We start from the raw sequence: 12581 nt of genomic DNA on the forward strand, positions 1-12581 counted from the left end.
TTAGATTGCAGGCATTCCTAATTTATCCTCAACAGATACTAATCTACCTTTATTAATTTTGAATACCTTATCGCAATTTTTAATCGTACTTAATCTGTGAGCTATAATGATTAAAGTCTTTTCACCTTTCAAATCATCAATTGCACTCATAATGTCCTTTTCAGTTTCATTATCTAGAGCTGATGTAGCTTCATCCATAAAAATAATTTCAGGATTATGATATAAAGCCCTAGCAATTCCAATCCGTTGACGTTGACCTCCAGAAAGTCTAATTCCCCGTTCTCCTACCGTTGTGTCTAACTGATTTGGTTGGCCTTCTATAAAGTCTTTTAACTGAGCTTGTTCTAAAGCATTCCACACTGCATGATCGTCAATCTGATCCTTCGGTACTCCAAATGCAACGTTTTCTCTTATCGAATCATCTGTTAGAAAAATAGATTGGGGGATATATCCTATTTTTTGTTGCCATATAGATTTAATTTCACTTATATTTTCACCATCTACTAAAATACTACCTTTTTCTGGTTGAAATAGTCCAAGTATCATATCAACCAATGTAGTCTTCCCAGCACCTGACTCTCCAATGAATGCTACTGATTGACCGATTGGTATTGTTAAAGAAATATCCTTTAAAGAATACTCTTTTTGATTTGGATAACGAAAAGAGATTTCATTTAACTTTATTGAATCCGTAAACTTCCCAATATCACTCTTATTTACAGCCGGTTCTATTGTCCCTCTACTTGAATAAGTTTCATTATTTGTAAACAAATCCTCGTAAACAACTGTTAATGCAGGCTTACTAAAACGGATAGCTGTTATCATATTCATTACACGATTAATTGATGGCATCAGGCGAAATGCTGCCATTCCAAATAATGCCATTGTAGATACTATATTGGCTGTATTTTTCCCTTGAAAAATAATGACTAATACCATTATGAGTACGATCATTACTAGTATTGTTTCGATAAAAAGCCTTGGAGATTGTTCTAGCATCATTCTATATCGCTTAATATTTGCGTTTATTTGACTCTTACTAGTGTAGGCACTAACAAAATAACTTTCTTTACCAGTGACCTTAACTTCCTTGCTCGCACCAAGTCCTTGATTGACCCATTTAATCATCATTCCATCAACAACTTGTTGCTGTTTTGCTAATTTATTAATTTTTTTACGAAAAATTTTAAAAAATAGGAATACGCTTCCTCCTAAAAGGCCTGAAGCTATAATTGTTGATATAGATGTCGTATATAACAACAAACCCATTATGCAAGCAATTACTAATATTTCTGTTATTAACATAAATGCTGACATAATAATTCCTTGAAACAAATTCGGTACTTCTATGTTTACATTTCGAAGTAGATCTGCTGTATTTCTTTGTAGATGAAAGGAATAGGGTTTTGATAAATATGTTTCAAATAGTCTTTTTGATAGTTTAACTTGTTGATTGAGAACGATCCTATTTTGCACATATAGAAAGAGGAGAATATAGAGATTTTTAACAATAAAAATAAAAAGTAAAGCGATTACTGCAAAAATCATAAAAGTAGTTGTAGATTGAAAATTGAAGAATTTGTATAAATAATTGATACTAGCTTGTTCAGTTATCATAGATGGATTTGTTACTATCCCTACAAAAGGAACAATGACCCCTATACCAAAAGTTTCAAAAAGCGCGGAAACGATCATCATAAAAAATATGAGTAATAATTTTTTCTTTTCTCCTTTGTTAAATAACAAAAGTACTTTTTTCGTATTATCAATCATTTTATTCACCTTTTCCTTCTAAATGTCCGCTCTGGTCTTTTTATTCTCTTTTATGTTCATTATTTTGCCATTTTATAAATTCAAAAACTGACCTATATTCATGTAGTTTTTCAATTTCAATTCCTGATTCTTTTAGTTCCTTTACTAAATCAAGCCAATCGCTTTCTGGAATAATTGGATTTTCGGGTTTATTGGCTAACAAGTTTTTCAAATCTACTCCTAGAACCTTGGATATTTTCCCCATTACTTGTATTGAAGGATTATGATTTATTTCACGTTCAATGTTGCTCAAGTAAGACTTGGAGATATTGGCTTGTTCAGCGAGTTCGGTCAGTGTAAGTCCCTTTTTTTTACGAATCTCATAAATGTTTTTTCCAATCATTTTCTATACCTCATTCTTTCCGTCACTCAACGCCTTGTTTACTCATACTTTGTATTGTATGTTTAAGACAACTAATGACTTTGTTTTGTTCGTCTTCCAATAGATTAGAACCGGAAGGAAGACAGATCCCTGTTTCAAACAACTGCTCAGCAACATGCTCGCCTTTCGAATGGGAATAATAACGGGTATTTAGAAAGATAGGTTGAAGATGAAGCGGTTTCCACACATGTCGAGCTTCAATATTATTTTTATTAAACATTTCAATCAGTTCTTTTGCAGAAACTCCTGACTGCCCTTTATTTATCGTTAAAGTAGTTAGCCACCGATTACTACGTGTATTCTCTAACTCAGGCATAAATGTAACACCTGGTAAATGTACTAATTCTTGATAATAACGTTTGAATATTTTTCTTCTTGCTTCTACTCGCTCTTCTAAAACTTGCAATTGAGCTCTTCCAATGCCAGCTAATATATTGCTCAATCGGTAATTATAACCTGTTACACTATGCTGATAATGTTGAGCAGGATCTCTAGCTTGGGTTGCTAAAAATCTAGCTCTTTTTATAGCCTCTGCATTTTCAGATATAAGCGCTCCTCCACCAGAAGTCGTAATAATTTTATTACCATTAAAAGAAAAGATACCAAATTCACCAAATGTACCACTTGGTCTTCCTTTATATGTAGAGCCCAATGATTCAGCTGCATCCTCAATCATTGGAACACCATATTCAGTACACAAAGATACGATCTCATCCATCTTTGCTACTTGACCATAAAGGTTCACAACTATGACAGCTTTTGGTAAATTTCTTTCTAAGTAAGCTTCCCTTAATGCTCTTTCAAGTGCTTGTGGGGACATGTTCCATGTTTCTGGTTCTGAATCAATGAAAACCGGTTCTGCACCCTGGTAAATAATAGGATTAGCACTTGCTACGAAAGTAAGACTTGAGCAAAATACTTTATCACCTTTTGAAACTCCTAATAAAGAAAGAGCCAAATGAATAGCAGCCGTTCCTGAACTGACGGCAATGGCTTCACTGGCTCCCAAATAGTTTATAATTTCTTTCTCAAATTCATCTACATTAGGCCCTAAAGGAGCAACCCAATTTGTATCAAACGCATCTTGTATATACTTTTGTTCGTTACCACTCATATGTGGCGGAGATAAATAGATTCTTGATAAAGACACTTTAATATGACCACCTTTTTAGGAGATTTCTATACCCAAATCTATATTTTTTATAATTCTTGCAGGACTCCCGACCGCTGTACTATATGAAGGAATATGATGAATGACCGTTGAACCTGCCCCAACAATCGACCAATTTCCAACCTTTATTCCAGGTATGATTGTCGCCGAAGCGCCGATATGGGCTCCTTCTTCTACTAAAACATTACCCGTTAATGTCGTATTTGGTGAGAGATGAGTATAATGACCAATATTATTGTCATGCTCTATAATCGCTCCAGTATTAATAATACAGTGCTCACCAATTGTCGCATCTGCATTTATGATTGCATTTGGCATTACAACTGTTCCATTTCCAATTTTGGATGATGAGCTTACAATTGCCGATGGATGCACTACAGTAACATATTTTTCATTTTTTAAATTGATTGTATAAACGATTTGTTTTCTTATCTTATTATCACCCACAGCAATTACAACTTTGACATCATCATCTAAAAATTTTTGCAAGTAAGAGATAGGCGCATAGATGATTCCATTTTCTTGTTTTTCATCTGTATACTTTTCATCTAAAACTGCTAAAATTTCATGGTTTTTTAAAGAAGAAATCATATCTTGGATGACCTTGCTATGTCCACCATTACCTAAAATAATTATTCTCATCTTACATCACTTCATTAGATCCCGTGAATTTTTCCATTGTTACTTGGCCCTGGTGCGATATTCCTTCTTTCCTTAAAACTTTTTTAGCAGTCATCGTAAGGATTTTTAAATCTAAAAGTAGATTATGATTTTCTGCATACCATACGTCCATTTTAAATTTCTCCTCCCATGTAAGTGCATTTCTACCATTTACTTGAGCCCAACCAGTGATTCCTGGCTTCACATTATGACGAGCCATTTGTTCTTTCGTATACAAAGGTAAATATTCCATTAAGAATGGTCTAGGACCTACTAAACTCATCTCGCCTTTTACTACGTTAACCAGTTGAGGAAATTCATCTACACTATATTTCCTTAGAAATTCTCCAAATTTGGTTAAGCGTAAATCATCTGAAAGTTGATTTCCATGTTCATCTTGTAAATTTTTCATTGTACGAAATTTGTATAGATAAAATGACTCTCCATGCAATCCAGGTCGCTGTTGAGTAAAAAGTACTGGTGCCCCCATTTTGAATCTCACCAATAAGGATACTACAACTAAAATTGGAGAAAACAATATTAAGAGAGTCAGAGAAATGAATAAATCTATTACTCGTTTCATATGAACTTTACCCCTATTTTTAGTCTATTTAGTATTTACCTGTTAGTAGAACAAGTTGTTTGTATATACTTAATCATATCGTTTAAAAACTCTTTAGTTTTTATCTCACTCTGCTCATTTCCTTTTTTATAAAAATCTTCAAGTAATTCTTGAAACTGCTTTTGGGTTAAATTAATCGATTCCAATGTTACCCCTCACTTAAAAAAATTAAAAATCCGCTGCTTTAGTTAGAACCGGTTGTTTATCACTATGTTGAATTTCCAACTCTTCGTTATATCCGTTAGGATTATTCTTTTGCCATCTCCATATATCTCTACACATTGCTTCAATTCCTCTACTAGCTTTCCAACCGAGTTGAATCCTTGCTTTTGTAACATCAGCAAAACATATTGCCACGTCACCTGGACGGCGATCCTTCATTACATATGGAATACTTATACCAGAAGCTTTTTCAAATGCTTTTACCATCTCTAACACACTATATCCAATCCCTGTACCGAGATTATAAGCATTTATACCATGAATACACTGCACTTTCTCTAAAGCTCTGAGATGACCAATCGCCAAGTCAACCACATGTATATAATCTCTTATTCCTGTTCCGTCTAACGTAGGATAATCGTTTCCATATACACTTAAACTCGATAACCTCCCCACTGCCACCTGTGCAATATACGGCATAAGATTATTTGGAATTCCTTTTGGATCTTCTCCAATAAGACCACTTTCATGGGCTCCAATCGGATTAAAATATCGTAATAAAGCAATACTCCAAGACTGATCTGAATGATATAAGTCTCTTAAGATCTCCTCAATCATCAGTTTCGTGCGACCATATGGATTCTCAGCTCCTAAAATTGTTTCTTCTTTAATTGGAACCTGATTAGTTGATCCATATACCGTAGCTGATGAGCTAAATACAAGTTTCTTTACTCCATATTTTTTCATTATTTCACAGAGGTTAATTGTGCCAGTTACATTATTTTGATAATACTTAAGAGGGAAATTATTAGATTCTCCAACTGCTTTAAGCCCAGCAAAATGAATAACAGCACTAATATTATTTTCAGAAAAAATAACATCTAAAGCATCTTTATTTAATAAATCTGCTTCATAATATTTAAAATCCTTACCAGTAATTCTTCGAACGCGATTCATAGATTCTGCTTTACTATTTAAAAAATTATCTACCACCACTATTTCATAACCTGCATTTAACAGCTCTACACAAGTATGACTACCGATATAGCCTGATCCACCTGTTATTAAAATTTTCATTATTCCGTCCCCTTTAGGTTTCAACAGTTTATTACTATGAAATAAATAAAATATTAATCATATATAAAAATGCATCTCACTTAGTTATCTAATTAAGGTGCATTTTTATAAATATTATTTTCAATTAGCAAAATTTAAGGCTCCATCTAATATAGACTTTAAATAGACGTAGTAATTTTCCCAATAAACTCTCCAAGACTCTGAAGATTCTTATCCTTTTCAGAAAGAATAATTTTATTATCTACCAAGTCCAATGGCCAACTAATTCGTAAATCTGGGTCATTCCACATGATTCCATCGTCTAAGTCTCCATAAAATTTTTCTGAACACTTATAAGAAACAATTGATGGTTCAATGACCAAATACCCGTGCCCAAAATGTTCAGGGACATATAGAGATTCTTTTCGATCTCCAGAAAGATAAAAACCTCTCCACTTTCCAAAAGTTGGCGAGGTTTTTCTTAAATCGACAATTACATCAAATATTTTCCCTGTTAAGCAACGAACTAATTTAGCTTGTTCCTTTACTCTTTGAAAATGTATAGCTCTTATTACTCCCTTTTCTGAGCTAGTATAAAATACTTCTTTTAACTCATGGTCAAGTCCGTTTTCTTTAAACACTTCTTCGGAATAATCTTTAATAAAGTCGCCTCTTTCATCTTTTGCTACAAAGGGCTTAATTATATATGCACCTTTTAAATCTAACTCCTCAAATTGAAACTGTTGAATCATTAAATTAACCCCCTTCAAATTTGTTTATATTTTTACTTCCTGCAAAGCATTAATAGTTTCCTGGATATTTTGTTCAAAAGTATTTTTAATTGTAAATCCAGTATCTCTTTTTAAACTGGTTGTATCGAACCATTCCATATCATACTCCAGACCATCTTCAGGCCTTTCTCCTAGACCAATTTCAGCATTACTACCATAAATGTCTTTAATAGTTAGAAGATACTCTTTCAAAATACGAGGAGAGCCGCTTCCGATAAAATAACAAGATTCATTTGTATTTTCCTTACCTATAAGGTATAAAGCTTTGGCTGCATCTTTAATGTACATTAAATCGTATGGCTGCTCGGCCTTAGAGAAAGAAGGCTTGTTACCTTGTTGTAGTTCTTTGAGAGTGTAACTTATGATATTACCCGTAAGGTTATTGCCACCATATATATTTGACAACCTTGCCCAAACAAATGGTAAATCTAGATTTTTACATAAAACTTCTAATAAACAGTGCGTAGTATGTTTAGCAACACCATAAATAGAATTCATTGCATTTATATCGAGATTTAATATATTCTTTGCTATTTCTTCTGTTATTGTTCCTGTACATATGAATTTTTTACAATTTAATTTTTTGGCAACTACAGCACTATCACAAGCATATTGGGCATTTAACAACTGTAACTGATAATCAGCTCGATCACTACCATTTGTGCCATCCCAAGCTAAGTGGTAAAAAACGTCAATATCTCTATCACGTACTAAATCTACTAAAGTTTCAATAGAATTTAGCTCAACATATAGAATTTTTACGTTTTCTGGAAGAGTATCAATCTTTGAATCTCTGTTTCTTACTATAGCAATAACTTCTACATTATTTTTTAGTAATTCTTTAATAAGCCATGTTCCTATATAACCATTTGCCCCTGTAACGATTGCTTTTTTCATATGAGTCACCTATTCTTAATTTTTATATAATTGCGCTTATTATGTGTCATAAACTCTTCTATTTGCTCTTCCATCGTAAGAGCTATATTACCTTTACTAAGGTATGCTCTTGTCCATTCAATCGTCTTCTCAATTGCTTTTTCTATATTCCATCTCGGTTCCCATCTAAATGTATTTTTTATTTTGGAGCAATCCAACTTTAAGAAATTGGCTTCATGTACCCCACTATCGGACTGATTTACCCAAAATAAACCCTCACCCCAAATTTCACAAAATAACTCTGTTAATCTCTCGGTTGTAACACAGTCATTTTCATTAGGCCCAACATTATAGTAGTCTTCGTAATTTTTGTTTTGAAACTGCTTTTCGCAGATTAGTAAATAAGCATTAAGTGGCTCTAAAACATGTTGATATGGTCTGATAGATAAGGGATTTCTTAAAATGATATATTCTTTATTCGTTGCTGCCCTTATACAATCAGGAATTATGCGATCATTTGCGAAGTCTCCTCCTCCAATTACATTACCTGCCCTGGCAGTCGATATTGAAACATCTGTATTTAGAAAGAAAGAGTTTTTATAGCATTGTGTTATTATTTCAGAACAAGATTTACTATTAGAATAAGGATCATATCCGTTCAATACATCTATTTCTCTGTATCCCCAATCCCATTCATTGTTCTGATAAACTTTATCTGTTGTTACGTTTAATACGGATTTTACAGTTGTGCTTTCCCTTATACATTCAAGAAAGTTTACTGTACCCATCACATTTGTCTCATAAGTTAGATGAGGATCGCTATAAGAATCTCTTACAATGGGTTGTGCAGCAAGATGAATAGCTATCTCTGGTTCTGCTTCAAGGAACGTCTGCTTTAGTAATTGTAAATTTCTTACATCACCTATTATTGAATTCATTTGGCTCTCTATTCCACTAAGTGAAAATAAATTCGGATCAGTTGGTGGTTTTAAGGAATAACCCGTTACTTCTGCCCCTGCATTAATAAGCATTTTACATAGCCATGTTCCTTTAAAACCTGTATGACCGGTAACAAATACTTTTTTACCTTTGTAAAAATCCAGCATAAATATCCCACACTTTCCACGGGGCTTTCCCATTTTCCCACAAACGTTCTAAAAGTTCTTTATCACGTAACGTATCCATACACTGCCAAAAACCATAATGTCTATAAGCCTTTAATTCTCCTATGATGGCTAAAGTCTCTAAAGGTTCGTTTTCGAAAACCGTGGAATCTCCATCAATATAATCTATAACCTCAGGATTCAACACCATAAATCCTCCGTTAATCCAACCACCATCTTCTTTCGATTTTTCTTTGAATTTATTAATCTGTTCTTCTTGATCAATATCAAGCATCCCAAAGCGACCACCTGGTTGTATCGCAGTAATTGTAGCCATTTTCCCACTAGATTTATGGAATTGGACTAATCCTTGAATATCAACATTTGCTACTCCATCACCATAAGTAAGCATAAAAGGCTCATTTCCAATATATTCTTTAACTCTTTTAATACGACCGCCTGTCATTGTATTAAGCCCAGTGTCCACTAGAGTAACTTTCCATGGTTCAGTATTATTATTATGAATAATCATTTTATTTTCAGCAGTAAAGTCAAACGTTACATCAGACATATGTAGGTAATAATCAGCAAAAAACTCTTTTATTACATACTGTTTATAACCACAGCAAACGATGAAATCATTATAGCCAAATGAAGAATAGTATTTCATAATATGCCAAAGAATAGGCTTTCCTCCTATTTCAATCATTGGTTTAGGCTTTAAATGACTTTCTTCACTAATTCTAGTTCCAAAACCACCCGCTAAAATAACAACTTTCATGCTAGTTCCTCCATTCTTAACATCTATGAAATGTTAGGGTTTCTTTCAAATGAGATCACAATTTAGATAAAAAAAGAAAGGTTAGTCAACAAACTTACCTCTCTTTAAATAAAAATAGACTCTAAAAATAGAATCTGTTGTATTGATCGATTTATATATTTTATATTTAATTAAATTTGTTAAAAGTCCACTATAAGAGAAATATCTCAATGCTTTTTGTGTCCATTGATTATCTAAGATACTTTTTAAATAAGCCCTTCTAACTTTTTTCGGTACATCCTTACTAGTCATATAAGCTTGGGCAACTAGCGAAAACATTGTAACTGCATATTGGTGTTCTAAATATTGCTCGTTACTATGATATACCCTTTGTTCATATAAGTAATCGCGAAATCGCCCATAGGTTATATTCTGCATTTCAACATCTTTCATTTCAAAGCCCTTAGTTATTGAGTTAACATTCGAACGGTTATAGATATAAAGTGGTTCCTTTATAAAACTAAAACTATTCGCGTGTTTTATATATTCTAAATTAAAAAGAACATCTTCACTTCTTGTAATACTTTCATCAAACCAAATACCCTTATTTCTTATCACATCAGCTCGATAAAATTTATTCCAAACAAAATAAAGCATAAAGTTTTGACAATACTTTGCACAAACTAATAAAAAGTCTGTTTTGCTATACGTTTGATCTTCAACTTCACATTTAACAAAGTACTCTTCATCTTTTTCATTTAAATACATTTTTTGATATCCACATGTTATTAAATCTGAATTACTTTGAATGTAATTTGAATACATTTTCTGTAACATGTTAGGAGCTATTAAGTCATCAGCATCCATAAACTGGATAAACTGTCCTGTGGCATTCTTTAATCCAACATTTCGTCCAGATGCAATCGATCCATGACTTTTTTGGATAAATTTAATCCTCTCATCTTTTTCCTTGTAATTTTCGCAAATTTCAGTAGAACCATCAGTAGATCCATTATCAACTAAGATTAATTCAAAATCTTTAAAAGTTTGATTAAGAACCGACTGAATACATCGCTCTAGATACTGTTCCACTTGATAGATTGTGACAATTAGACTAATCTTTGGACTATTCATACAACCAACCTTTCAATAAGTATCTAAGTTTAAAAACTGTATAATATACAATTGGCCACTGATATTTTAAACAGTAAAAAGCCAAGCGATTGAATTTATATCTATTATTGTTTCTTAATAACTTACGAACATCCTTATCAGATATATATCGCTTTAACTCCATAATTTTATCTTTTAGTGTTAGTTTATTTCCTTTCTTTGCTACCTCAAACATAGCTCTTAAAACACCACTAAGATAAGATTCCTCTACAAAATTCCGAGAATAAGAATCGTTTATATTTAAAGATTTTATTAGTTTTAATGACTCTACATAGACCGTTTTAGCAATTTCAAATCGATTATAAAAGATTCTAGAAGTTAAACTATTTTCATATTGGACGTAATTATAATACGGAAAATCAACTAAAACTGCAGATTGGCATTCACGATAAAAATGCAAATTAAATAAGTAATCTTCGGCGATATAAAAATCATTATTAAAACTAAAATTATATTTCTGGATAACCGTATTTTTAAACCATTTATTTCCGCAGCTACCAAACAAGGGCTCACCTAACCAAATTCCCCTCAAAAAATCATCCTTTTTTTCATTCTTCAGGAATGATTTTTCTTTATATTGGTTATGTTGTAGTGGTTCTAGTTCAGTATTTACAACGTTAAAAGGCACTACGATTAAGTCATAATCATTTATACTAACTTTATTTGCAGCATCTGAAAAATAATTGTTAATATAATCATCTGCATCAATAAACGTTATGTATTTTCCGACTGCATGATTCAAACCGTGGTTACGAGCACGTGAAGGTCCTCCATTTAACAAATGGTGAACTTGAACGCGTTTATCATACTCACTGTAAAAGTCACAAATTTCACCGCTACTATCGGTCGAACCATCATTTACAAGAATTAATTCCAGGTCCTTGAAACTTTGGTTTAAAATAGAATCTACACATCGTTTAAGGTATTTCTCAGCATTATAAACAGGAATAACAATAGTTATTAGGGGTTTATTTATAAATTGCATTATAAATATCTCCTTCTAAATGTTCTTAAAAATACATCCATTATAGTTACACTTTTAAAACGAACTAGTATTCTTATTATTTTTTGTAAATTACTACGACGATTAGGTATTTCGTAAACTTCTTGTACTAATTCATTTTGTATAATTTTACTGACCATTTTTTTTCTATCTAATGAACTCATTGGGCAATCCGGCAAGTAATAATTGATGAACACAAAGGCAAATTCATATTGATAATAAAGATACATGCTTTCAATCGAATTGGTATTCGACACTTCATTAACTAGTTTTTTTAGGTTTTCATATAGTAAAGTTTGTATTTCAAACTTTTTTTGAAAATAGCTATGAATGAGGCTTCCATCGTTTTGATGGTATTCATAAAATACACTTTCCTCAAAAGAAATCCTTTTTGATTGTTTTATATATGATAGGTTAAATATTGCATCTTCACCTATGTTAAACTCCGTGCCGAAACTAATATTGTTACTTTTAATAATATCGTTTCGATATAATTTGTTGCATGGTGAATAAGCCAGACCTTTTTCTAGCAAATTAACAAACAACTCGATATACATTTTTTTAGGATCATCCAATTCTTCTTTAACTGTAAGTTCGTTTATCGTATTATTATTTTTTACATTTTTAATACCACAAACGACCAAATCAGCATTTTCATCTTCAATCCGATATAGCATTGCTTCTAAAAAGTTAACAGGCAAAGTATCATCACTATCAGTAAACTGAATATATTTCCCTTTTGCATTTTGCAGGCCGATATTGCGCGCATAACCTGGTCCATGATTATCTAAATGTAATACTCTTAATCTTTTATCTTTAGCAGCATAAGCATTACAAATTTCAGCACTGTTATCAGTTGAGCCATCGTTTATAAGAATGACCTCAAACGAAGTGAGTGATTGGTTTAGAATACTTTCAATACATCTTGATAAGTACTTTTCAGCATTGTAAATAGGGATAATTACAGTTACTAAAATATTATATTTCATAGCTTTCTTCCCTTAATAATA

General features: G+C 32.3%; 14 protein-coding genes. All 14 read right to left on the reverse strand.

What is annotated here, in order from left to right:
• On the reverse strand, window positions 1–1773 hold the full coding sequence (locus tag CAB05_RS15135) for an ABC transporter ATP-binding protein (protein WP_088001254.1): 1773 nt from the start codon (window positions 1771–1773) through the stop codon (window positions 1–3).
• Between the two features lie 40 nt (window positions 1774–1813).
• Window positions 1814–2155 (reverse strand): helix-turn-helix domain-containing protein, encoded by a 342-nt coding sequence (locus CAB05_RS15140; RefSeq protein WP_088001256.1) that lies wholly within the window; start codon window positions 2153–2155, stop codon window positions 1814–1816.
• A gap of 22 nt (window positions 2156–2177) precedes the next feature.
• Entirely contained in the window at window positions 2178–3308 is a 1131-nt protein-coding gene (locus tag CAB05_RS15145; RefSeq protein WP_088001726.1) for a DegT/DnrJ/EryC1/StrS family aminotransferase, read from the reverse strand.
• A gap of 54 nt (window positions 3309–3362) precedes the next feature.
• Window positions 3363–4007: an acetyltransferase gene (locus CAB05_RS15150; RefSeq protein WP_088001259.1), complete on the reverse strand. Its 645-nt coding sequence runs from the start codon at window positions 4005–4007 to the stop codon at window positions 3363–3365.
• 1 nt (window position 4008) lies between these two features.
• Entirely contained in the window at window positions 4009–4608 is a 600-nt protein-coding gene (locus CAB05_RS15155) for a sugar transferase (RefSeq protein WP_088001261.1), read from the reverse strand.
• A 35-nt stretch (window positions 4609–4643) separates the two neighbouring features.
• Complete coding sequence (locus CAB05_RS22195) at window positions 4644–4793, reverse strand: YwzD family small protein (protein WP_158093291.1); 150 nt, start codon at window positions 4791–4793, stop codon at window positions 4644–4646.
• Between the two features lie 22 nt (window positions 4794–4815).
• The gene (gene galE, locus CAB05_RS15160) at window positions 4816–5886 is read right to left on the reverse strand and encodes a UDP-glucose 4-epimerase GalE (protein WP_088001263.1); all 1071 of its coding nucleotides are present in this window, start codon (window positions 5884–5886) and stop codon (window positions 4816–4818) included.
• Window positions 5887–6044: 158 nt separating this feature from the next.
• On the reverse strand, window positions 6045–6617 hold the full coding sequence (gene rfbC, locus CAB05_RS15165) for a dTDP-4-dehydrorhamnose 3,5-epimerase (RefSeq protein ID WP_088001265.1): 573 nt from the start codon (window positions 6615–6617) through the stop codon (window positions 6045–6047).
• Window positions 6618–6641: 24 nt separating this feature from the next.
• Window positions 6642–7553, reverse strand: a complete 912-nt coding sequence (locus CAB05_RS15170) for an NAD-dependent epimerase/dehydratase family protein (protein WP_088001267.1) — start codon at window positions 7551–7553, stop codon at window positions 6642–6644.
• A gap of 5 nt (window positions 7554–7558) precedes the next feature.
• Complete coding sequence (gene rfbG / locus CAB05_RS15175) at window positions 7559–8638, reverse strand: CDP-glucose 4,6-dehydratase (RefSeq protein WP_088001269.1); 1080 nt, start codon at window positions 8636–8638, stop codon at window positions 7559–7561.
• A complete protein-coding gene (gene rfbF, locus CAB05_RS15180; protein ID WP_088001271.1) occupies window positions 8616–9416 on the reverse strand; it encodes a glucose-1-phosphate cytidylyltransferase in 801 nt (266 codons plus the stop codon). The genes rfbG and rfbF overlap by 23 nt, the downstream gene beginning before the upstream one ends.
• 81 nt (window positions 9417–9497) lie before the next feature.
• Window positions 9498–10529, reverse strand: a complete 1032-nt coding sequence (locus CAB05_RS15185) for a glycosyltransferase family 2 protein (protein WP_088001273.1) — start codon at window positions 10527–10529, stop codon at window positions 9498–9500.
• Window positions 10522–11553, reverse strand: a complete 1032-nt coding sequence (locus CAB05_RS15190) for a glycosyltransferase family 2 protein (RefSeq protein WP_088001275.1) — start codon at window positions 11551–11553, stop codon at window positions 10522–10524. The genes CAB05_RS15185 and CAB05_RS15190 overlap by 8 nt, the downstream gene beginning before the upstream one ends.
• Complete coding sequence (locus CAB05_RS15195) at window positions 11553–12560, reverse strand: glycosyltransferase family 2 protein (protein ID WP_088001277.1); 1008 nt, start codon at window positions 12558–12560, stop codon at window positions 11553–11555. The genes CAB05_RS15190 and CAB05_RS15195 overlap by 1 nt, the downstream gene beginning before the upstream one ends.
• Between the last annotated feature and the right edge of the window lie 21 nt (window positions 12561–12581).

Origin of the sequence: Gottfriedia solisilvae (assembly GCF_002128405.1) — a bacterium.
In the GTDB taxonomy this organism is placed as follows: Bacteria; Bacillota; Bacilli; order Bacillales; family Bacillaceae_G; genus Gottfriedia; species Gottfriedia solisilvae.